The organism is Actinomadura geliboluensis (assembly GCF_005889745.1).
GTDB lineage: Bacteria > Actinomycetota > Actinomycetes > Streptosporangiales > Streptosporangiaceae > Spirillospora > Spirillospora geliboluensis.
In genome coordinates, this window is the sequence record NZ_VCKZ01000120.1 from 1 (window position 1) to 21482 (window position 21482).

17 protein-coding genes are annotated in these 21482 nt (G+C 74.4%); 8 read left to right on the forward strand and 9 right to left on the reverse strand.

Features of this window, described 5'->3' with window-relative positions:
* From ETD96_RS17935 to ETD96_RS17950, 4 genes are all read right to left on the reverse strand, one after another.
* The coding region (locus ETD96_RS17935; RefSeq protein WP_138637604.1) for a hypothetical protein at positions 1-237 on the reverse strand (237 nt) is incomplete at its 3' end.
* A gap of 44 nt (positions 238-281) precedes the next feature.
* On the reverse strand, positions 282-3647 hold the full coding sequence (locus ETD96_RS17940; RefSeq protein ID WP_138637605.1) for a DUF4132 domain-containing protein: 3366 nt from the start codon (positions 3645-3647) through the stop codon (positions 282-284).
* A 48-nt stretch (positions 3648-3695) separates the two neighbouring features.
* Entirely contained in the window at positions 3696-5084 is a 1389-nt protein-coding gene (locus ETD96_RS17945; RefSeq protein WP_138637606.1) for an FAD-dependent oxidoreductase, read from the reverse strand.
* Positions 5085-5112: 28 nt separating this feature from the next.
* A complete protein-coding gene (locus ETD96_RS17950) occupies positions 5113-6237 on the reverse strand; it encodes an amidohydrolase family protein (RefSeq protein ID WP_138637607.1) in 1125 nt (374 codons plus the stop codon).
* A gap of 108 nt (positions 6238-6345) precedes the next feature.
* Here ETD96_RS17950 and ETD96_RS17955 point away from each other — a divergent pair, with 108 nt between their 5' ends.
* Positions 6346-7791 carry a type I glutamate--ammonia ligase gene (locus ETD96_RS17955; protein WP_205719330.1) on the forward strand — a complete coding sequence of 482 codons (1446 nt, stop codon included), beginning with the start codon at positions 6346-6348 and terminating at the stop codon, positions 7789-7791.
* Positions 7792-7852: 61 nt separating this feature from the next.
* Here the strand turns inward: ETD96_RS17955 and ETD96_RS17960 are convergent, their stop codons facing one another.
* Positions 7853-8008, reverse strand: a complete 156-nt coding sequence (locus ETD96_RS17960) for a hypothetical protein (protein WP_171069086.1) — start codon at positions 8006-8008, stop codon at positions 7853-7855.
* A 116-nt stretch (positions 8009-8124) separates the two neighbouring features.
* Between ETD96_RS17960 and ETD96_RS17965 the strand changes: the two genes are divergently transcribed.
* Together ETD96_RS17965 and ETD96_RS17970 are read left to right on the forward strand one after the other, a co-directional pair.
* Positions 8125-8658: a CGNR zinc finger domain-containing protein gene (locus ETD96_RS17965; RefSeq protein ID WP_138637609.1), complete on the forward strand. Its 534-nt coding sequence runs from the start codon at positions 8125-8127 to the stop codon at positions 8656-8658.
* A 60-nt stretch (positions 8659-8718) separates the two neighbouring features.
* Positions 8719-10065 carry an FUSC family protein gene (locus ETD96_RS17970; RefSeq protein WP_138637610.1) on the forward strand — a complete coding sequence of 449 codons (1347 nt, stop codon included), beginning with the start codon at positions 8719-8721 and terminating at the stop codon, positions 10063-10065.
* An 82-nt stretch (positions 10066-10147) separates the two neighbouring features.
* Here the strand turns inward: ETD96_RS17970 and ETD96_RS17975 are convergent, their stop codons facing one another.
* A complete protein-coding gene (locus ETD96_RS17975; RefSeq protein ID WP_138637611.1) occupies positions 10148-11590 on the reverse strand; it encodes an LVIVD repeat-containing protein in 1443 nt (480 codons plus the stop codon).
* Between the two features lie 167 nt (positions 11591-11757).
* Here ETD96_RS17975 and ETD96_RS17980 point away from each other — a divergent pair, with 167 nt between their 5' ends.
* Complete coding sequence (locus tag ETD96_RS17980) at positions 11758-13287, forward strand: peptide ABC transporter substrate-binding protein (protein ID WP_138637612.1); 1530 nt, start codon at positions 11758-11760, stop codon at positions 13285-13287.
* On the opposite strand, the gene ETD96_RS17985 is transcribed toward ETD96_RS17980, so the two are convergent.
* Positions 13200-14780 carry an MFS transporter gene (locus ETD96_RS17985; RefSeq protein WP_138637613.1) on the reverse strand — a complete coding sequence of 527 codons (1581 nt, stop codon included), beginning with the start codon at positions 14778-14780 and terminating at the stop codon, positions 13200-13202. The genes ETD96_RS17980 and ETD96_RS17985 overlap by 88 nt on opposite strands.
* On the opposite strand from ETD96_RS17985, the gene ETD96_RS17990 reads away from it, so the two are divergent.
* Entirely contained in the window at positions 14671-15240 is a 570-nt protein-coding gene (locus tag ETD96_RS17990) for a TetR/AcrR family transcriptional regulator (RefSeq protein ID WP_138637614.1), read from the forward strand. The two genes, ETD96_RS17985 and ETD96_RS17990, sit on opposite strands and share 110 nt — an antisense overlap.
* Before the next feature lie 61 nt (positions 15241-15301).
* The gene (locus tag ETD96_RS17995) at positions 15302-16327 is read left to right on the forward strand and encodes a LacI family DNA-binding transcriptional regulator (RefSeq protein ID WP_138637615.1); all 1026 of its coding nucleotides are present in this window, start codon (positions 15302-15304) and stop codon (positions 16325-16327) included.
* A gap of 63 nt (positions 16328-16390) precedes the next feature.
* On the opposite strand, the gene ETD96_RS18000 is transcribed toward ETD96_RS17995, so the two are convergent.
* Positions 16391-17446: a polysaccharide deacetylase family protein gene (locus ETD96_RS18000; RefSeq protein ID WP_138637616.1), complete on the reverse strand. Its 1056-nt coding sequence runs from the start codon at positions 17444-17446 to the stop codon at positions 16391-16393.
* A 201-nt stretch (positions 17447-17647) separates the two neighbouring features.
* Between ETD96_RS18000 and ETD96_RS18005 the strand changes: the two genes are divergently transcribed.
* The gene (locus ETD96_RS18005) at positions 17648-18211 is read left to right on the forward strand and encodes a TetR/AcrR family transcriptional regulator (RefSeq protein WP_138637617.1); all 564 of its coding nucleotides are present in this window, start codon (positions 17648-17650) and stop codon (positions 18209-18211) included.
* 8 nt (positions 18212-18219) lie between these two features.
* On the forward strand, positions 18220-19005 hold the full coding sequence (locus tag ETD96_RS18010) for an MBL fold metallo-hydrolase (RefSeq protein ID WP_138637618.1): 786 nt from the start codon (positions 18220-18222) through the stop codon (positions 19003-19005).
* Between the two features lie 40 nt (positions 19006-19045).
* On the opposite strand, the gene recD2 is transcribed toward ETD96_RS18010, so the two are convergent.
* Positions 19046-21283 (reverse strand): SF1B family DNA helicase RecD2, encoded by a 2238-nt coding sequence (gene recD2 / locus ETD96_RS18015; RefSeq protein WP_240807785.1) that lies wholly within the window; start codon positions 21281-21283, stop codon positions 19046-19048.
* Between the last annotated feature and the right edge of the window lie 199 nt (positions 21284-21482).

Sequence of the window (21482 nt, forward strand, 5' to 3'; positions counted from 1 at the left end):
CTCGTAGCCCATCCGGCCGTCCCGGAACTTCTCGGCGGCCTCCTCCCATTCGCCGTCCCGCCAGGACCCGTAGGGCTCCCTCGCGGCCCATTCCTCGCGTTCGCCCGGCGCCCAGCGGATCGTGCGGCCGCCCGGCGGTTCGAGGCCCGCGACGAGCACCGGCTCGTCGCCCGGCGGGGTCGCGGCGGACTTGCGCGCCGCCCACGGCGGTTCCAGCAGCGCCTTCGGCAGTTCCATGGCTCTCTCTCGGGTCGGCAGGTCGGGCTAAGCGGGTCAGGAGGTCAGGAGGTGAGGGTCGCGAGGTCGGCGAGGATCTCCGACGCGGTCGCCGGGTCGAGGTCGGCGAACGTCCCCGTCGGGTTCTCGGTGCTGAGCCAGAACTGCTCGGGACGGGCGGCCAGGCCGACCGTCACCAGCGTCTGGTCGGGGAACTCGTCGGGGATCCCGACGGCGATGCCGGGGTCGAGGGCGATCGTGAGGTACCGTCCGCCGGGGAGCCGCCGGGAGATCCAGCACTCGACGCCCGCGTCCTGCGGCTCGCCGCGCTGCCAGCCGCGCGACGTCAGCCCGAGGAGCTTGCCGAACGGCACCGTCCGGCCCTCGAACTCCGCCAGCCGGCCGGACGCGCGCTGCTCGTCCGCCAGCCGGTGGACGGGCCGTCCGAGCTGCGGGAACGGCTGCAGGATCTCGTAGTCGGCGAACACCTCGGCCCACGGCTCGACGTCGAGGTCGACGGGGTGCGCGATGCCGACGGACGCCGAGTCGGCGAGGATAAGGACGTCGTCGTCCACGTCGGCGAACGTGCCGTCCTCGGCGACGCGGAACGCGGTCGTCTTGCCGCCGTCCCCGTCGCCGTCCCCGCCCCCGTCGAAGGCGAGCCAGACCAGGCGCCGGACGATGTGCCGGACGAGCGGGTGCCCGGCCAGCAGCTCGGTGAACTCGGCCACCGGCCAGCGGCGGCGCGTCACCATGCACGCTTCGAGGCGGCGGATCTGGTCGGCGGCGGCGGTCCGCACGTCCTTCTTGAGCGTGGAGAACGCCTTGTAGGCCGCGGGGGCGAGCTCGGGGTCGTCCTTGGCGCCCGGCTTGGGGAGGGCCTTGCGGCGCTTGCCGTCCTCGTCCATGACGAAGGGCTTGAGCTGCTCGTCGAACCCGACGGTGAAGCGGCGCGGACCGTAGTCGAGGACCATGCCGCCGTCGGCGTCGAGCCCGAAGTCGGGGACGAGCCGGTCGGCGAGCTGCTCGGCTGTCAGGCCGAGCCCGGCGGCGACCTCCTCGATCTTCTCCTGCGCCTTGCCCTTCAGGCCCTTGAACTTCACGCGCTGCGCGATGCCGTGCAGGTGCATCAGGGCGACGTCGGTGCCGATGGCGGCGAGCACGTCGAGGCCGGTGACGGCCTTGGCGTGGCCGCCGCCGCCCGGCCAGGCCCGGATCAGCGGGGTCAGTCCGCGGACCGTGGTGTCGTCGCCGGTCAGGCCGAGCTGCGTCAGCGCCCACCCGTCCTTGGGCGGCGCCCCCTGCGCCTCCCACGCGCGGAACAGCGCCCAGCCGAACCCGGCGAGCGACTCGGGGTCGCACAGCTCGCGGACGGCGCCCACCCCCGCGTACTCCGCGCCGGGCTTGGACATCGCGAGCATCGTGACCACGTGCTGCGCGGCGGCGGCCGGGAGGGCGTGCGCGCGGTCGCGGAGCAGGAGCTGCGGGAGCAGGCGCGCGTCGGACCACCCCCCGGTGGCCGGCATCTTCGCGGGCAGGACGTCGAGCGGGTCGGCGGACAGCAGCGCCTCGACCGCCCCGGCGGCCTTGTCTCCGTGGACGCGGGCCGCCGCCACGACGCCCTCGGCCCCGTGCCGCTCGGCGATGGCGCGCAGCGCGCCCTCGGCGGCGCGGCGGGCGGCGCCGGCCTTGCCGAGCGCGTCCGGCAGCAGCGCGGGGACGGCCGCGTGACCGTGCCGCCCGAACCAGGCGCGCGCCGTCTTCCCCGCCTGCTTGAGCCGGGCGAGCCAGTCGGCCATCAGCCGCGCGACGTCGTCGCTCAGGTAGGGCAGCAGGATGTGGCCGCAGTGCGTCGGGTCCAGCCGCGCCAGGCGGACGGCGCCGTCCAGCGCGTCCAGCTCGTAGCGGGCCACGATGACGGGGCCCGCCTCGTCCATCCCCCACGCCTCGGTTGGATGCCAGTCGACGAGCAGCGGGCGCACCAGTTCATCGGGCGCCTCCACGAGGAACGTGATCTCCTGGAAGGCGGGCAGCTCTCCCTTCTGGAACTTCGCGGCCTGGACGTTCCAGTCCAGGCGCTTCGCCCAGCGCCAGCGGTGGTGGAGGTCGGCATCCCAGGCGTCGCGCTCCCCCGGCTCCCAGGCGATCGAGCGCGTGCCGGGCGACGGAACGTCCTTGATGACGACGGGCTTGGCCTTCGTCCGGGGACGGGTCCACGGCGGGGCGGTGAGCAGCGGCGGCAGCGCCTCGGGCGCCGCCTCCGGGACCCGGGCGCCGGTGTCGCGGAGTCGCTCGATCGCCGCCCGGGACTCCTCCGGCAGCTCCGGCAGCATCTCCTCCAGCAGTTCCGGGTGGGTGAGGACGTGCTGCCGCAGGACCGTTTCCACTTCCGGCTTCCCGGCCGACGCGGCCAGCGACCGCATCGCCCGTGCGGGGAAGGACCCGGCGGCGGCCAGCAGCACGGGCGGGACGTGGCGGTCGCCGACCCGGTCGACCAGGGCCTGGAACGCCCCGTCGACGGGCAGCACGGCGAGGACGCCCAGGATGGTCCGCTTGGCGTCGGTCCCGAGGTACTCGCCGTCCAGCGCGCCCGTCAGCAGCGGAACCGCGCCGGCGGGCCCGATGCCGTCGATGAGGGTCGCGAGGATGCTCAGGGCGCGGTCGCGGTAGCCGAGCGGGAGGCGGTCGGCGTCGACCTGCTGCGGGTCGCCGAGCGAGCAGAACAGCATCCAGCGCAGGTCGTTGTGGACGGGGATGGCCTCGATCTCGGGGTCCGCGCACACCTCGTCCACCCAGTCCCGCCGGGTCGGCACCAGGTAGGAGACGACCAGCCGCTGCAGGGACGTCCGCCGGCGGGCCGCCAGCGACTCGACCGCCTCGGCGTAGACGTCGTCGTCGGCGGCGGCCAGCAGCGCGCGCAGATGCCGGGCCTCCCCCTCCCGCGCCCACCAGCCCCCGATGTAGTCGGAGGCCGTCGAGTCGCGGACGCCCGCCCATGTCCGCTGGATCCCGGCCTGGACGTAGTCGACCGTGATCGCGGGCTGTTCCGCGTAGGCGCAGGCGGCGAACGGCAGGCCGTGCTCGGCGGTCCAGGCGTCCAGGAGCGGGGACTTGCCGCCGAGTTCGACCAGCCCGCCCTCGGACACCGCGACGGCGGCGGCCACCGCCGCGCCGAGCGGGTCGGGCGCGCCGCCCAGGTAGGCGCGGGCGTGCTCGGCCAGCGCGGGCGTCGTGCCGGGCAGGGCCAGGATCTCCTCGACGCGGCCGCGCACGGCGTCCAGCAGCGCCCGCGCCTGGCGGAGCGCGGCGTCGTCGGACCGCACCGCCGGGCGGCGCGGGGACCGGTCGCGGCGCGGATGGATCAGCCCCCGCCACGCGGCCGGCGTCTCCCAGGTGTTCTCGTCGGCCGTCCTCGGCCCCGTCGTGCTCATGGCGCCACACGTTAAGGGAGAACACCGACAAAGCGATCAGGAAACCGGTCAGCACCCGGCGCGCATGTCCGCCTCGACCGCGTCGGCGGCCTTGCGGGCGGCGACCAGCACCGGGTCCCAGACGGGCGCGAACGGCGGCGCGTAGCCGAGGTCGAGGCCGGTCATCTCCTCGACCGTCATCCGGTTCCACAGCGCGATGGCGAGGCCGTCGATGCGCTTGGCGGCGTTCTCCCGCCCGACGATCTGCGCGCCGAGCAGCCGGCCCGACCGGCGCTCGGCGACCAGCTTCGTCTTCATCTCGGTGGCGCCCGGGTGGTAGCCGGCGCGGGTGGTGGACTCGACGGTCGCGGTCACCGCCGCGAACCCGGCGGCGGCCGCCTCCCGCTCGTTCAGCCCGGTCCGCGCCACCTCCCAGTCGCAGATCTTGGACACGGCGGTGCCGAGGACGCCGGGGAAGGTGGCGTAGCCGCCGCCGAGGTTGATGCCGGCGACCCGGCCCTGCTTGTTGGCGTGCGTGCCGAGCGGGATCGCGGCCGGACCGCCGGACACCAGGTGGCGGCTCTCGACGCAGTCCCCCGCCGCCCACACCCGTTCGGTCCGGGTCCGCATCCGCCGGTCGGTGACGACGCCGCCGGTCGGGCCGGTCGCGATCCCCGCCGCGCGGGCGAGCCCCGTCTCCGGCTTCACGCCGAGGCCGAGGACGACGAGGTCCGCCGGGAGCGTGCGGCTCCCGGTGCGGACGGCGGTGACGTACCCGTCCGGCCCGGTGTCGAAGCCCTCGACCGGCTCCCCCAAGTACAGCTTCACGCCGAGGCCGCGCATCGCGTCCGCGACGGTCGCGCCCATGTCCGGGTCGAGCGTGCCCATCGGCTGCTCCGCGGCGTCCACCAGGGACACCTCCAGGCCGCGCATCACCATCGCCTCGGCCATCTCCAGGCCGACGTAGCCGCCGCCGACCACGACGGCGCGGCGCGCCTCGCGCTCTTCGAGGCCCTCGACGATCGCGACCCCGTCGTCCAGGATCTGGACGCCGTGCACGCCCTTCGCGTCCACGCCCGGCAGCGGCGGCCGGACGGGCACGGCGCCCGTCGCGATCATCAGGTCGTCGTAGGACTCCCAGCGCTCGCCGCCGCCGTCGACGTCGCGGAGCCGGACCCGGCCGCCGTCCGGGTCGATCTCCACCGCCTCGGTGCGCATCCGCAGGTCGATGCCCCGCTCGGCGAACTCGGCCGGGGTGCGGGCGATGAGCTGGTCCAGGTCGCCGACCACGCCGCCGACGAAGTACGGGATCCCGCACGCCGAGTAGGACGCGTAGTGCCCCCGCTCGACGGCGATGATCTCCAGTTCGTCCGGGCCGCGCCGCCGGCGGGCCTGGGACGCGGCGCTCATCCCGGCGGCGTCGCCCCCGATGACGAGCAGGCGTGCACGTGCGGCCATGCCGGTTCCTCCCAGAAGATCGCGTTCATCACCGACCATAGACGCGGCGGGCGTTGCCCGACGCGACCAGCCCCGCGACGCGTTCGGCGTCCGCGGCCGCCCACGCGCCGTCCTCCACCCCGCCCGCGAGGAACCCGGCGAGGCCGCGCCGGAACAGCAGCGCGCCCAGGTGGTACAGCTCGGCGAGCCCGAACGCGTCCGAGGAGTACAGCACCTTCCCGAACGGCGCCAGCTCCAGCAGCTCGGCGATCAGCGCGGGCGAGCGGTGCCCGAGGTTGTGCGTCGCGAGCCCCGCGTCGACGTACACGTTCGGGAGCACCTGGGCGAGGTAGCCCGCGTGCCGGTGGAACGGGTAGTTGTGCAGCAGCATCGCGGGGACGGGGTCCATGGCGCGCAGCAGCCCGATCAGCAGCAGCGGGTCGCCGCGGCGCAGGTCGGCGTCCGCGTCCCCGTACCCGACGTGGAACTGGACGGGCAGCCCGGCGTCGACCGCGCACCAGACGAGGAACCGGTGCAGGACCTCGTCGCACACGCGCGGCGCCGTCCCGGCCTCCTCCGCCGCGCGCATCAGCCGCCCGGCCGCCTCCGCCGCCTCCGCGTCGGACGGCCGCTCCCCGGACAGCTCCAGCCCGGCCCGGTAGGCGGCGATCGACTTCGCGCCGGCGGGGCCGCCCGCGTCGATGCGGGCGTCGAGCCGGGCGCGCACCTCGTCGGCGAACCGCGCGGCCTCCACCCCGTCCGCCGCGACCTGCTCGGCGACGGTCTCCAGCCGGACGATCTCGTGGGCGGCGGCCCCGGCGAGCCGGCCGAGCTCGGGCGGGTCGAGGATCGCCTCCGGGCTGTAGCCGGTGTCGACGTACAGCGCGTCCAGGCCGGCCGCGGCGAGGAACCGCCGGTTGACCTCGGCGGCGCCGAGCTCGGCCCGCCGGGCGAGGTAGTCGCCCGGCTCGGCGTGCGCGTCCAGGTCCAGGACGGGCGGGCACCAGCGCCGCAGCGCGAACCCCACCTGCGTGTCGAACATGCTCACGCCGGGCGGTCCCGACGTCTCCGCCTCGGTGAGCGACTCCTCGAACTCCGTCCGGTCGAGGTCGCGGCCGAGGACGCCGTGGCAGTGGTGGTCGACCAGCGGCAGCGACTCCAGGTACTCCAGCACGGCGCCCGCCTCCCTGAAACAAGCCGGTGTTCTCCCTACGATGCCCTTACGGGCCCTTACAGGCCGTGCCCGCCTCCTCCGCCGCCACTCCGACCGGGAGCCAGCACCGTGGAACAGACCTCCGAGACCGCGCCCGGCGACCCGGGCCCCGACGCGTACGCGCTCGACGGGCGCGAACGGGCGCGGCTCGGCGGGCGGGCCGCCGAGGCCGCCCGCCGGCTGTCCGGGCAGGGCATCGCGGCGGTCGCGCTGACCTGGGTGGACGTCAGCGGCATCACCCGCACCAAGACCGTCCCGGTGGGCCGGCTGGAGCACGCCGCCGCGTGGGGCGTCGGGATGTCGCCGGTGTTCGACGTGTTCCTGCTGGACGACTCGATCGTCTCCGGCCGGTACATCGGCGGGCCCACCGGCGACCTGCGGCTGCATCCCGTCCTGGAGCGGCTCGTGCCGATGGCGGCGCTGCCCGGCTGGGCGCACGCGCCCGCGCTCCGGTACGCGCAGGACGGCACCCCGCACCCGCTGGACGCGCGGGCCCTGCTGCGCCGCGAGACCGACCGGCTCGCCGCGCGGGGCTGGTCGGTGAAGGCCGCGTTCGAGATCGAGTGGGCGGTGTCGAAGGGCGAGGGGGACGCGTTCGTCCCCGCGTGCAAGGGCCCGGCCTACGGCATGACGCGGGTCACCGAGCTGGCCGGCTACCTGCGGGACGTCCTCCACGCGCTGAAGGAGACCGGCGTCACCGTCGTGCAGCTGCACCCCGAGTACGCGGCCGGGCAGTACGAGGTGTCGGTCGCTGCCGAGGACCCGCTCGGCGCGGCCGACACCGCCGTGCTCGTCCGGGAGACGGTCCGGGCCGTCTCGATGGAGCACGGCCTGGCCGCGTCGTTCTCCCCCAAGGTCGACGCCGACTCGGTCGGCAACGGCTGCCACGTGCATCTCAGCCTGTGGCGGCAGGGCGGGTCGGACGGCCCCGCGAACGCGATGGCGGGCGGCTCCGGCCCGTACGGGATGACGGCCGCCGGGGAGTCGTTCGCGGCGGGGATCCTGCACCGGCTCCCGGCGCTGCTGGCAGTCGGGGCGCCGACGGTGGCGAGCTACCTGCGGCTGATCCCGTCGCACTGGGCGAGCGCGTTCGCGTGCTGGGGGCTGGAGAACCGGGAGGCGGCGCTGCGGTTCATCACCGGCGCCGACGGCGAGCGGGCGACGGCCGCGAACCTGGAGGTCAAGTGCCTGGACGCCGCCGCGAACCCGTACCTGCTGCTGGCGGCGCTGCTCGCGGCGGGGCGGGACGGCCTCGGCGCCGACCGGCGGCTGCCCGAGCCGGTGGAGACCGACCCCGCGGGCCTGGCGGAGGAGGAGCGCGCGGCCCGGGGCATCACGCCGCTGCCGGCCTCGCTCGCGGCGGCGGTCGCGGCGTTCGAGGCGGACGCCGCGCTGCGGGACGCGCTCGGCGAGGCGGTCGTCGACACGGTCGCGACCGTCCGGCGCGGGGAGATCGACCTGCTGGACGGCGCGACCCCGGAGGAGATCGCCGCCGCCACCCGCTGGCGCCACTGAGGGAGGTGCGGTGCGGTCTGTGACGGTCCGGTCAGGGACGGTCCGGTTGGAACAGGGCCGGTCAGAGGCGGTCCGGCGGCGCGCCGGCGGCGCGGCCGGCGGCCACGACGGGGCCCGCGTCGAACCGCTGCACGCGCATCTGCAGCCGGCCGCACGCGCAGCGGGTGTAGGTCACCACGCCCTCGGAGGTCAGGTGCCGCGACAGCACCTCGTACACATCGGACTCGGGCCAGCCACAGCGCGGGCATTCCACGGCGCATCCCCAGGGACGTCTGTAAGGGTTGTACCCAAGATAACATTTACAGACGTCAGGGTGAACCGGAGGCAGGGGTAATGGGCGTCACGGGCTACAAGAGCCACGGGGTATCGGCGGCCGCCGCGCTGGTCAACGCCGTGACCAGCGCGGGCGGGGACGCCTCGGCGGACGCGCTGCGCCGCATCCTGCGCGAGAACGAGTTCTTCTGGCGCGAGTTCGAGGACGCCGACGCCGAGGACTTCCGCGCCTGGGGCCGCATCCTGCGGCCGTTCTTCGAGGCCGAGCGGCTGCAGGACGCGACGGCGCTGCTCAACCGGCTGATGCTGGAGATCCCCATGCATCCGCACCTGTCCGACCACGAGCCGCACGGCCTGCACATGCACTACGCACCGCCCTCGTCCCGGCTCACCCACCGGTTCCGGGCGACCACGCTGATGAACCTCGCCGAGCTGATCGTCGAGCACGGCCTCGGCCGCACCGGGGTCTGCGCCGCCGACGGCTGCGACCGGGTCTACGCCGACACGTCCCGCGCGGGGCGGCGCCGGTTCTGCTCGGAGGCGTGCGCGAACCGGACGAACGTCGCCGCGTTCCGGGCCCGCCGACGGACGTGATCTGACCCGCATTCTGGGACTTTGCCGCAATATTGCCGGCGTGCGGGAAGGACTCCCGGCATGTCGCTCCCGTTCCTGCGCCGCCGCTCCCGTGCGGGCGACCGCGCATCCGGTGACGGCCGCCGCGCCCGCCGCCCGCCGCTCCGCGTCGCGACGGAGGTGCAGTCCACCGCCTACAAGATCGCCCGGCTGACGCTCACCGCCGTGCTGGCGTTCGTGCTGGCCACGGCCGTGCTGCCGGCGGGCGGGCCGCAGCCGCTGCTGTCCCCGCTGACCGCGCTGCTCGTCGTGCAGTTCTCCGTCGTCGGGACGATCAAGGCGAGCATCCTGCGGGTCGCCGCGGTCACCTCCGGGGTGCTGGTCGCGGTGATGGCCGCGAGCACCATCGGGTTCTCCTGGTGGACGCTCGGCCTCACCATCCTCGCCGCGCTGGTCATCGGGCACGTCCTGCGGCTCGGCGAGCACGTGCTGGAGGTGCCGATCTCCGCGATGCTGATCTTCGCGCTGGGCGCGGCCAGCGAGGCGGGCGCGGCCGAGCGGGTGCTGGAGACGCTGATCGGCGCCGCCACCGGGCTGGCCGCGACGCTGCTGGTCCCCTCGGTGCGGGTCCGCCCGGCGGAGGAGGCCGTCGAGGACATCTCGGGCAAGCTGCGGACGCTGATCGAGGAGATCGCCGAGGGGCTGCGCGGCGACCGGACCGCGGGCGAGGCCGCCCGCTGGCAGGAGGAGGCCGAGCGGCTCGCCCGCGAGATCGGCCGGACCGACCGCGACCTCGGCGCCGCCGAGGAGAGCGTCCGGCTCAACCCGCGGGCGCGGCGGCTCGTGGACGCCGGCGTCGCGCTGCGCAACGCCATGGAGACCATGGAGCACTGCATGCTCTCGCTGCGCGGGCTGACCCGGTCGCTGGCCGACGACGAGCGGTTCGGCGAGCGGGGCCGGCTGATGACCGACCCGCTGCTGCGCCGCGAACTCGGCGACGCCCTCGCCGGGATCGCCGCGAGCATCGCCGCCTACGGCCGCCTCGCCCGCTCCGACCTCGCCCGCGACGCCCGCCCGTTCTACGCCGAGCACGATCTGGAGGTGCGGGTGGACGTGGCCCGCGAGCGCCGCGCCCGGCTCCGCCGGGAGCTGCACGGGCGGGCCGCGGCCGGGGACCTGTGGCCGCTGTACGGGGAGGTGTCGATGGACGTCGACCGCCTCATCGAGAACCTGCGCGTCGAGCACCGGGCCCGCGCCCGGGAGCACTGGCGGCGGCACCGCGGCGCGGAGCGGCACCTGCCCGCCCGGCCGGTCCAGGTCGTCCAGCAGGCCGGGCACCAGCTGCGCCGGGCCGCCGGGTCCGCCGTCCAGGCCGCCGAGCGCACCGCCCGCCACCCCGGCGACAAGCGCTCACACGACGGGCGCTGACACGACTGGTCTCAGATACAGACCGGCGCTGTGACGGCGAAGGCCCGCCCCTGGCCGGGGCGGGCCTTCGTGTGCTGCGGTGTCAGCGGAAGGTCGGCTCCAGGACGTCGACGCCGCGCGTGTTGTCGGCGACGTAGACGTACTTGCCGTGCCAGTAGGGCTGCCAGGACGCGGCGTCCGCCGGCCGGTAGTAGGCGACCTGCCGGGGGTTCGTCGGGTCGCGGACGTCCAGGAACCGCGTGCCCTGCGAGTAGAACGACTGGACGATCACGCCGTCGCGGACGTCGAAGTAGTGGGCGGAGCAGTCCGTGCTGGTGGGGTCGCTGCCCTCCTTGCCCGCCACGCCCCATGTTCCGACGGTGTGCAGGCGGAACTTGTTCTCCGGCGTGGACCGCCAGCCCTCACCGCCGTAGGAGCCCTCCAGCGACGCGATGACGAGCAGCCCGTCGTTGGCGCAGCCGTCGTTGAACGTCTCCTCGGTGATGTACAGCAGCTTGCCGTTGCCCCACCTGCGCGGGTCGGCGGCCTGGTTCCGCGTGCCGCCGACCGCCCGGTAGCTGTTGTGCATGAAGGTGGAGTTGGTGGTGGCCTCGTCGAGGCCGCCGCCCGCGTACGGGACGGGGTCGACGGCCGTGGCCTTCCGCCACTTCTTCGCCACCGGGTCGTAGTGGCGGCCGGTGGTGTAGTACCCGCGCACGCCGCCGCGACCGGACGCCCACGCGACCCCGTTGGAGTCGACCTGGATGTCGTGGGTGTAGTCGGTCTTGCCGTCGTTGCGGCCGGTGTCGATCGGGTCCTTGTGGACCTTCGGCTTGGCCGGGTTGCGGACGTCGGTCACCCAGACCGGGCGGCCGCCCCAGTCGGCGGGCATCCAGTCGGCCTTGGCGGGACCGCCCGTCCACAGGTACTTGCAGTCGTTCACGCACGTCGTGGTGTGCCCGGCCGGGACCTTGACGTAGGTGATCTGGCGCAGGCTCTCCGGCTTGGACGCGTCCACGACGTAGATGCCCGACTCGCCGGTCCGGGTGTTGCCGCCGAACGCGCGCGGGTCCCGGGACAGGTAGATGATCTTGCGCTTGGGGTCGAAGTCGGTGTCCTCGGTCTCCCACATGCCGGGCATGTTCAACTGCCCGACCAGCTTGGGGACCTTGGGGTCGGCGGTGATGTCGTAGGCCTTCAGCCCGAAGTCGCCGGTCGCGTACATGATCGTGCGCTTGTGCCGGCCGTGGCCGTAGTCCATGAACATCAGGGAGATGGCGCCCTTGGCGTCGGTCACGCCGCCGACGCGCCGCACGCCCTTGACCGCCTCGGACTTCTCGGTCGCCGCGGCGTCCGCCCGGTGGAAGTGCCCGGCGTGGCCGCCGGTCCCCTCCGCCTGGGCGGCCTGCCCCGCGGCCTGGGTGGTCTGGTTCTCGGGCTCGGGCGGGCATGCCCAGGCGCTGCCGGCCAGCAGCGCCACGGACGCCGCGACCGCCACGCCGCCCTGGATCAGGCGCCCGGCGGGGATGGATGTGCGGGGGAGCATCGCGCCTCCACGGAAGAGGATCATCGCAAGCGCCAGTGTGACCGCGGCCACGTGCTTGATCAACAGGCGGCCGGTCACGAAATGGACTCAGGACCGTAAGGACTGGTGGGACCTGTCCGGCTGCTCTACGCTCGCGGCGTCGGCCGGCTCCGGCTCCCAGGAGAGGCATGAAGAGTTCCACGCGTACCGCGGCCCTGGTCACCGGGGCGGTGGTGGTGCTGCTGGCCCCCGTCGCGGCCCTGCGGGCGTGGAGCGAGCCCGCCGACCCGCGGATCGCGGTGGGCGCCGCCGCCCCGGCGACGCTGCTGCCGGGCGACGTCCGCGACACGTCCGGTCGCATGATCGCGAACGCGGTGTGGACGGGCCTCGTCTCCTACGACCCGGAGACCGGCGCGCCCGCGAACGCCGCCGCCGCGTCGGTCACCAGCCCGGACCGGCGGGTGTGGACGGTCCGGCTGCGGCCCGGCGCGACGTTCCAGGACGGCTCGCCCGTCACGTCCCGCTCGTTCACCGGCGCCTGGACGGCCGCCCTGCGCGAGGGCTGGGCGGGCGCGCGCCTGTTCACCGACGTCGCGCACGTCAAGGGCGCCCGGCGGGGCGCGGAGAGCGTGGCCGGGCTCACGGTGAAGGACGACCTGGCCTTCGAGGTGACGCTCGACCGTCCGCTGAGCGGATTCCCCGCCCTTCTCGGCGACCCCGCGTTCTTCCCGCTCCCGGACAGCGTCCTCACATCGCGCGACTGGGCGTCCTATGGGCGGAGACCGGTCGGGAACGGCCCGTTCACGGTGGCGTCGCGGAGCGCGCGGGAGATCGTCCTGCGGCCCCGGTCGGGCAAGGGCCGCTCGGTGGCCGTGAAAGTGATGCCGGACGCGAAGGCGCAGTACAGCGCCACGGCCACGGGCGAGTTGGACGTCGCCACGCAGGTGCCGCCCGACCGGCACGAGTCGATGGAGGCCGACTTCGGGGACCGGCACCGCGCCGTCCCCGGCCGGGACGTGACGTACCTGGCGTTCCCGGCGTGGGCGGAGCGGCTGGCGTCCCCCACGGTCCGGTCGGCGCTGTCGATGGCGATCGACCGGTCCGCGGTGACCGAGGGGGCGCTCGGGCACCAGTACTCCCCGGCCGACTCCCTCATGGCGCCGGGCATCCTCCCCGGCCGCCGCGAGGGGCAGTGCCGGTTGTGCGTGCACGACTCGAAGGCCGCCGTCGCCGCGCTCTCCGACGCGGGCGGGCTGACGGGGCCGCTGAACATCTGGTACGAGGCGGACCGGGGCGACGACGCCTGGGTCAAAGCGGTCGCCGACCAGCTCCGCAAGGAACTCGAGCTCGACGCGCGCCCCCGCCCGGTCACCGGCCTCCGCGAGGCCGTGGCCGGCCGCGAGGTGGACGGCCCGTTCGTCGTCCACACCACGGCCGCCTACCCCGCGCCCGTCGCCGCGCTCACCCCGCTGCTGGCCGCCGGGACCGGGTTCGACGACGCCTACACGACCGGCCTCGTCGCCGACGCCGAGAAGGCCGCCACCGCCGACGACGGCGTGATCCCCGCGCGCCTCGCGGAGAGCGCGATGCTGCGGGACATGCCCGCGATGCCGCTGTGGGCCGCCCACGATCACCTGGTCTGGTCGGAGCGGGTGCGCGGAGTGACCGCGGGCGCCTTCACCGGCCTGCGCCTCGACCGGCTGGCGCTCAGGAGGTAGAGGGCCGGAAGCGCGCCGGCCAGGGCCAGCGCCGCCGCGGTGAGCAGCATCCCGCCGACCCCGGCCAGGCCGTAGGGGACGCCGAGGACCGCGACGCCCACCGCGATGCCGAGCTGCTTGGCGGTGTTCGTGATCCCGGCGGCGACGCCCGCGCGCTCGGCCGGGGCCGCCTCCAGGGCGACCTGGCTGGACACCAGGTTGCCGATCGCCGCGAGCCCGCCGAGGGCGAATCCCGGCACCATCGCGGGCCACGAGCCCGTCCGGTACGTCGCGGCGAGCAGCAGCGTCGACAGCACGGTCAGCAGCGGCCCGGCCGCCACGAGCGCGGCGGACGGGACGCGGTGCGCGACCCGCGCGAGCAGCAGCGGCGCCGCCAGCGCCGGCGCGCTGTAGGTGAGGAACCAGAGGCCCGCCTGCGCCGGCGGGGTGCCCATCGGGCCCTGCACGTAGAGCGAGAAGTAGGCCAGGGACCCGGTGCCGGCGGCGTGCGAGAACAGCGCTGCGGACGCGTTCGCCGTGTACAGGCCGTCCCGCAGCAGCGACAGGTCGATCATGGGTTCGGGGACGCGGCGCCGCGCGAGGGCGGTGAGCGCGGCGGCGCCCGCCGCCGCCGGGACCAGGACGCCGGGCGCGTGCCAGCCCAGCCGGGGGATCTCGATGAGCGCCCACAGCAGCCCGCCGAGGCCCGCCGTCAGGAGCACGGCGGCGGCCGGNTCGAGCGGGCGGGGCCGCGGGTCCCGCGACTCGGGCACGGTCAGGGCGGCGACGGCGAACGCGGCGACGCCGACCGGCACGTTGAGGAAGAAGATCGCCCGCCAGCCGAGCAGCCCGGTGAGCGCGCCGCCGACCAGCGGGCCTGTCGCGATGGCGGCGCCCGCCGCGGCGGCGTACACCCCGAGCGCGCGGTTGCGGCCCCGGCCCGCCGGATACGCCGCCGCGAGCAGCGGCGACGCCGTCCCGTAGAGCACGGCCGCGCCGATCCCCTGCACGGCGCGGAAGGCGTCCAGCACGGGCGCCGACGGCGCGAGCCCGCAGGCCAGGGACGCGCCCGTGAAGGCGGCGAGCCCGCCGAGCAGCATGCGGCGGCGGCCCAGCCGGTCGGCCAGCGCGCCCGCCGTGAGCAGCAGCCCGGCGAGCGCGAGCGCGTAGGCGTCGACCGCCCACTGCACCTCCGCGAGGCCGGCGCCGAGGCCGCGGCGCATGTCGGGGAGCGCGATGTTCACCCCGACGAGGTCGAGGACGAGCAGGTACCCGGCGGCCGAGGCGACCGCGAGGGTCCAGGCCGGGCGCCGGCGAGGGGGCTGGCGAGGGGGCATGGGTCCGGACCTCTCGTTAATATACGGTGTAGATATACGGCGTATATTAACCGCTAGACTGCCGGTCATGAAGACCCCCGCGCCGCGCGGTCGCGGCACCCGCGGCCTCACCCGCGAGGAGGTGCTGGACGCGACCCTGGAACTCGCCGAGGAGCGCGGCCTCGACGCGGTGAGCATGCGCGGCGTCGCCGACCGGCTCGGCGTGACGCCGATGGCGCTCTACCGGTACGTCGGCGACAAGCAGGGCCTCCTGGACGGCCTGGTCGAGCGCCTCATCCGGGAACTGCCGGACGACGACCCCGCGCTGCCCTGGCAGGACCGGCTCCGCGCGTTCGGCGCCGGGGTGCGCGAGGTCGCGCGGCGCCATCCGGCGGTGTTCCTGCTGCTGTTCACGCGGCCGACCGTGACCGGGGAGGCTCGGCGGGCCCGCGACGCGGTGCAGGCGATGCTGCGCAGCGCCGGGGTGCCGGACGACGTCGTCCCGCCGCTGCAGCGGCTGCTGGACACGATCGGGCTGGGGCTCGCGGCGTCCGAGGCCAACGGCCGGTTCACCGGCACCGCCGAGGACGTCGACCGGGTCTACGACCTCGCGGAGGACCTTCTCATCGCGGCCGTCGAGCGCTACGCGCGGCAGTGATCTCCGTCTCCGCGCGGGTACCGGCTTTCGGAGCCGCCGCCGAGATCCTTATGCTTCCAGCATGCAGCAGGAGGACGAACCCGGCCGGGTGACCCTGGCCCAAGTGGCGGATCAGGCCGGCGTCTCCATTTCGACAGTTTCGAAAGTGCTCAACGGCCGCGAGGACGTCGCCCGCAAGACCCGCCTCCGGGTGGAGCGCCTGCTGGAGCACCACGGCTACCGGCGCGGCTCCCGGTCGGGCCCCGACGCGCCGCTCATCGAGATCGTCCTCCACGAGATCGAGAGCCTGTGGACCATGGAGCTGATCCGCGGGGTGGAGAGCGTCGCCAAGGCCAACGGCGCGAGCCTGGTGCTGACCGAGAGCGGCACCCGGCACTCCCCCGGCCCCGAGTGGATCAGCGGGGTGCTGCGCCGCCGCCCGCTCGGCGTCGTGCTGCTGTTCTCCAGCATGCCGCCGGAGTACAAGAAGCGGCTGCGGTCCCGCTCGATCCCGTTCGTCATCATCGACCCCGCCGGGGACCCCGAGCCCGACGTCCCGTCGGTCGGCTCGGCCAACTGGTCCGGCGGCCTCGCGGCGACCCGGCACCTCATCGACCAGGGGCACCGGCGCATCGCGATCATCACCGGGCCGGCGGACATGCTGTGCTCGGTCGCGCGGCTGGACGGCTTCCGCTCCGCGATGAGCATGGCCGGGCTGGACGTCGAGCCGTCGTACGTCTCCTACGGCGACTTCCACGTGGACGGCGGCTTCGAGCGGGCGATGGAACTGCTCGGCCGGCCCGACCGGCCGACCGCGATCTTCGCCGGCAGCGACCTGCAGGCGCTCGGCGTGCTGGAGGCCGCGCGGGTGCACGGGCTGCGCGTCCCGGACGACCTGTCGGTGGTCGGCTACGACGACGTCGCGGTGGCGCCCTGGGCGAGCCCCGCGCTCACGACCGTCCACCAGCCGCTGCGGCAGATGGCGGAGTCCGCCGCGCAGATCATCCTCGGCATCCGCAACGGGGAGCCGGTCGCGACGCGGCTGGAGCTGTCGACCAGCCTCGTCGTCCGCAAGAGCACCGCGCCGCCGCCTCCCGAGCAGGGCTGACGGCGGCGCACCTCCCCACGGCCGGGGCGGGGTCACCGGGAAGGCGCCCCGGGGTGGGCCCGTTCAGCCGGTCCGGCAGGAGACGTCGGGCCAGGTCCAGTTGCCGTTGTGCTGGATCGTGAAACCGAAGGTGTTGCCGCCGCCGTTCGGCCGCATCGTCATCACGGTGCCGGTGGCGTCCCACGTCGGCGAGCCGTTCCAGGTCGCGATGATCTTCTGCGGGCTGTGCACGGTCACGGTGGCGATCCAGTTGGTCGCGCCGGAGATGGTGACCGACAGGTTGAACCGGTCGCTCCACTGCTGGCCCTGGGTGATCTGCGCGGTGCAGGAGCCGCCGCCGGGCGGCGGAGTGCTCCCGCCGCCGTCGGGGGCGACGGCGCGTCCGGTGGACGGCGAGATCATGCCGGGGCACAGGTTGCGGCTCTTGAGGTTCGCGACGATCTGCGGGATGGCCTGGATCGTCGTGCCGTACCCGTCGTGCATGAGGATGACCTGGCCGTTCTGGAGCTGGCTCGCCCGCTGCACGATCTGGGCGGTGGACGCGCCGTTCCAGTCCTGCGAGTCGACGTCCCAGATGACCTCGGTCAGTCCGAGCTGCTGCTCGACCGCCCGCAGCGTCGAGTTGGTCTCCCCGTAAGGCGGCCGGAACAGCCGGGGCACGGTGCCGGTCTGCTGCTGGATCACCTGCTGCGTCCGCTGCAGCTCCGAGAGCATCTGCGACTGCGACATCTGGGTGAGGTGCGGATGCGTCCAGCTGTGGTTGCCGATCCACATGCCGGCGTTCTTCTCCGCGCTGACCAGCGACGGGTTGTTCTGGGCGTTCTGCCCGATGTTGAACAGCGTGGCGCGGACGCCGTTCTGCTGCAGGGTGGACAGCAGAGTCGACGTGAAGCCGGACGTGGGCCCGTCGTCGTAGGTCAGGCCGACGTAGCCGGCGCTGCAGTCGTCGGCGGCGAGCGGCGCGGCGGCGGGTGCGCGCTGGGCCGCCAGTCCGGCCGCGGCCGGCAGGCCCACCAGTAAGGCGGCCGCCAGGGTCAGGACGGCGGTGAGGATCAGCGGGCGGCGGGCGCCGGAGGGTCTTCTCCCGGACGCGCCGGGCAGGGGAGCGTGCTGGGTCATTCCGTGTTCCTCCAGGGGCGGGGGACCTCATTGTGGAAACGCCCTCGAAATGTGTCAATACATCGAAAGGAACTTTCGGTCGTCAAATTCTTCTGAGATCTCGATCATTGCTTGCGAAATGGGAATACGCTGTCGAAACATTTCGAGAAGCGTCGGGTGAGCACTTGGACTTTGTAGACCGGTCTGTCTAGTCTGTCGGGCATGGCACCGCGCGGAGAGACGAGAGAGCGGGTCCTGCGGACGGCCGCGGACCTGTTCCAGCGGCAGGGGTACCACGGCACCGGGGTGAACCAGGTGCTCGGGGAGAGCGGCGCGCCGAAGGGCTCGCTGTACTTCCACTTCCCGGACGGCAAGGAGCAGCTCGCGGCCGAGTCGGTGGCGCTGTCCGGCCGGACGGTCGCCGAGGCGCTCACCGCGGCCGTCCTCGCCGCGCCGGACGGGCGGGCCGGCCTCGCGGCCATCGGCGAGCACTTCGCCCGGAGCCTTCTGGAGTCGGACTTCGGCAAGGGCTGCCCCATCGCGACCGTGGCCCTGGAGACGGCCGGCGCGAGCGAGGCCCTCCGCGCCGCCTGCGACACCGCCTACGGGGAGTGGCTGGACGGCCTCCGCGCCGCGCTGCGGGGCTGGGGGGTGCCGGAGGAGCGGGTCGGCCCGCTGGCCGCGCTGGTCCTGTCGTCCCTGCAGGGCGCCATCATGCTCGCCCGCGTCCAGCGGGACGTGACCGTCATCCACGAGGTCACCCGCCAGCTCGCCGACCATCTGTGAGGAGTCCCATGCGCGTTCACCACCTCGACTGCGCCCCCATGCGGGAGATCGAGCCCGCCGACGGGCCGGAGAGCCCGCTGCGGCCGGCGCGGGCCGCCGGTCATGTGCTGCTGGTCGAGACGGACTCGTCCGGCCTGCTCCTCGTGGACGCCGGGATCGGCCTCGGCGACGTCGAGCGCCCGTCCGAGCGGCTGCTCGACGACTGGGTGGAGATGGCCGGGCCGACGCTGGACCCGGCCGCGACCGCCGTCCGGCAGGTCGAGGCGCTCGGCTACTCCCCCGCCGACGTCCGGCACATCGTCCCGACGCACCTGCACCGCGACCACGCGGGCGGGCTGAGCGACTTCCCGGACGCGGCCGTGCACGTCTTCGAGGCGGAGCGGGCGGACGGCGGCAAGACCCCGGCGCAACTCGCCCACGGCCCGGAATGGGTGGCCTACGCGGACGGCGAGGGCGAGACCTGGCACGGGTTCGACGGCGTCCGGGCCCTGGACGGCGTGGCCGGGGAGATCCTGCTCGTCCCGATCGGCGGGCACACGCCGGGCCACGCGGGCGTCGCGGTGCGGGACGGGGACCGCTGGCTCCTGCACGCCGGGGACGCGTACATGTACCACGGGGAGGTCGACCGCCCCGAGCCGGTGACGCATCCGCTGATGGAGCTCGTCCAGGCGGGCGGCGAGGTGGACCGGGAGCTGCGGCTCGCGAACGTCGCCCGGCTGCGGGAGCTGGCGCGCGGCGGCGAGGTCGAGGTGTTCTGCGCCCACGACCCCTGGGAGCTGGCCCGCTACCGCTGAGCCGGCCACCACGGGACAGGCCCTACCGCTGGGACAGGCCCTATCGCTGGGACAGCCGGTGGGCGAGGGCGGTGTGGCGGCGGCCCGCGCCCGCGGTGCGGACGGCGGCGGCGAGGGCGCGCCGCGAGCCGACCAGCACCACCAGCTTCTTCGCCCGCGTGATGCCGGTGTAGAGCAGGTTGCGGCGCAGCATCATCCACGCGCCGGTGGTGAGCGGGACGACGACCGCCGGGTACTCGCTGCCCTGCGAGCGGTGGATCGTGATCGCGTAGGCGTGGGCCAGCTCGTCCAGCTCGTCGAAGGCGTAGCCGATGCTCTCGTCCTCGTCGGTGAGGACGGTGAGCGACTGCTCCTCCAGGTCGACCTTCGTGACGACGCCGACCGTGCCGTTGAAGACGCCCGCCTCGCCCTTGTCGTAGTTGTTGCGGAGCTGGGTGACCTTGTCGCCGACGCGGAAGACGCGGCCGCCGTAGCGGCGCTCGGGGCGGGCGTCGTCGTGCGGGGTCAGCGCCTCCTGCAGGAGCGCGTTCAGCGAGCCCGCCCCGGCGGTGCCCCGGTGCATGGGCGCGAGGACCTGGACGTCGCGCCGCGGGTCGAGCCCGAACTTGCGCGGGATGCGGTTCGCGACGACGTCCACGGTCAGCTCGGCGGCCTCGTCCTGCTCCTCGCACGGGAACAGGAAGAAGTCGGCGTAGCCGCGGGTGTGCGGGTGCTCGCCGGCGTTGACGCGGTGCGCGTTGACGACGATGCCGGACTCCTGCGCCTGCCGGAAGATCTTCGTGAGCCGGACGCGCGGGATGACCTCGGCGCCGAGCAGGTCGGCGAGGACCTCGCCCGCGCCGACGGACGGAAGCTGGTCGACGTCCCCGACGAGCAGCAGGTGCGCGCCGCGCGGGATCGCCTTCACCAGCTTGTTCGCCAGGATCAGGTCGACCATGGAGCTCTCGTCGACCACGACGAGGTCGGCGTCGAGCGGGGTGTCCTGGTCGTACTTGGGGTCGCCGCCCGGCTGGAGCTGGAGCAGCCGGTGCACGGTGGCGGCCTCGTGCCCGGTCAGCTCGGCGAGCCGCTTGGCGGCCCGCCCGGTCGGCGCCACCAGGACGATCTTGGCATGCTTCGCGGCGGCCAGTTCCACGACCGAGCGGACGGTGAAGCTCTTGCCGCAGCCGGGGCCGCCTGTCAGCACCGACACCTTGGACGTCAGCGCGAGCCTGACGGCCTCCTCCTGCTCGGCGGCGAGGGCCTGGCCGGTGCGCCGCCGCAGCCACGGGAGGGCCTTGTCCCAGTCGACGTCGGCGAACGCCTTGAGCCGGTCGGTAGGGGCGTCGAGGAGGTCGAGGAGGCCGCGGGCGAGCGAGCGCTCGGCCCGGTGGAACGGCACGAGGTAGACGGCGGGGATGGTGGCGGCGTCGTCGCCGTCCCCCGGGATCGGCTCCCGGACGACGCCCTCGTCGCGGGCCAGCTCGTCCAGCGCCGGGACGATCAGCTCCTTCGGCACGCCGAGGATCTTCTCCGCCGCGGTGACGAGGTTCGGCTCGGGCAGGAAGCAGTGCCCGTCGTCGGCGGCCTCCGACAGCGTGTACTGGAGGCCCGCCTTGATCCGCTCGGGGCTGTCGTGCGGGATGCCGACGGCCTGCGCGATCGTGTCGGCCGTCTTGAACCCGATGCCCCACACGTCGGAGGCGAGCTGGTACGGCCGCTTGCGCACCGTGTCGATCGACTGGTCGCCGTACTGCTTGTAGATGCGGACGGCGAGGGACGTGGAGACGCCGACGCCCTGCAGGAAGACCATCACCTCCTTGATGGCCTTCTGCTCCTCCCACGCGTCCCCGATCCGCTTGCTGCGCTTCGGGCCGAGGCCGCGGACCTCCACGAGCCGCTTCGGCTCCTCCTCGATGACGCGGAGGATGTCGGTGCCGAAGTGCTCGACCATCCGGTCGGCCATCACCGGCCCGATCCCCTTGATCATGCCGGAGCCGAGGTAGCGGCGGATGCCCTGGATCGTCGCCGGCAGCACGGTCGTGTACGAGTCGACCTCGAACTGCTTCCCGTACTTGGGGTGCGAGCGCCACCGGCCGGTCAGCCGCAGGCTCTCCCCCACCTGCGCGCCGAGCAGCGCGCCGACCACGGTGAGCAGGTCGCTCCCGCTCTTGGCGGTCGCGACGCGCGCGACGGTGTACCCGGTGTCCTCGTTGGCGTAGGTGATCCGTTCCAAGACCGCGTCAAGCTCCGCCGGTCGCGGCGCGGCGCTGGGGTCGGGGCTCGGGGAGGTCGGCACGATCACCATGATGGACGATCCGGCCGGCGGGATGGCCGGATCCGGCAGGCGCACTGGATCTCCGCATGATCGGGACGTACGTTCCGGGCGCACCCGTACCGCACCTTCAGCAGGCGTACTGGGAGGTAACGCTGGTGTTCCGCTCCCGAACCCGGGCACTGGCGGCGCTGAGCGCCCCCGCCCTCGCACTCACCATGGC

Excerpts from the sequence above, each read along its gene's own strand:
- ETD96_RS17940 (WP_138637605.1), bottom strand. The coding sequence starts at position 3,647 with ATGAGCACGACGGGGCCGAGGACGGCCGACGAGAACACCTGGGAGACG.
- ETD96_RS18010 (WP_138637618.1), top strand. The coding sequence starts at position 18,220 with ATGCGCGTTCACCACCTCGACTGCGCCCCCATGCGGGAGATCGAGCCC.
- ETD96_RS17970 (WP_138637610.1), top strand. The coding sequence starts at position 8,719 with ATGTCGCTCCCGTTCCTGCGCCGCCGCTCCCGTGCGGGCGACCGCGCA.
- ETD96_RS17965 (WP_138637609.1), top strand. The coding sequence starts at position 8,125 with ATGGGCGTCACGGGCTACAAGAGCCACGGGGTATCGGCGGCCGCCGCG.
- ETD96_RS17995 (WP_138637615.1), top strand. The coding sequence starts at position 15,302 with ATGCAGCAGGAGGACGAACCCGGCCGGGTGACCCTGGCCCAAGTGGCG.
- ETD96_RS17980 (WP_138637612.1), top strand. The coding sequence starts at position 11,758 with ATGAAGAGTTCCACGCGTACCGCGGCCCTGGTCACCGGGGCGGTGGTG.
- ETD96_RS17975 (WP_138637611.1), bottom strand. The coding sequence starts at position 11,590 with ATGCTCCCCCGCACATCCATCCCCGCCGGGCGCCTGATCCAGGGCGGC.
- ETD96_RS17990 (WP_138637614.1), top strand. The coding sequence starts at position 14,671 with ATGAAGACCCCCGCGCCGCGCGGTCGCGGCACCCGCGGCCTCACCCGC.
- ETD96_RS18005 (WP_138637617.1), top strand. The coding sequence starts at position 17,648 with ATGGCACCGCGCGGAGAGACGAGAGAGCGGGTCCTGCGGACGGCCGCG.
- ETD96_RS17945 (WP_138637606.1), bottom strand. The coding sequence starts at position 5,084 with ATGGCCGCACGTGCACGCCTGCTCGTCATCGGGGGCGACGCCGCCGGG.
- ETD96_RS18000 (WP_138637616.1), bottom strand. The coding sequence starts at position 17,446 with ATGACCCAGCACGCTCCCCTGCCCGGCGCGTCCGGGAGAAGACCCTCC.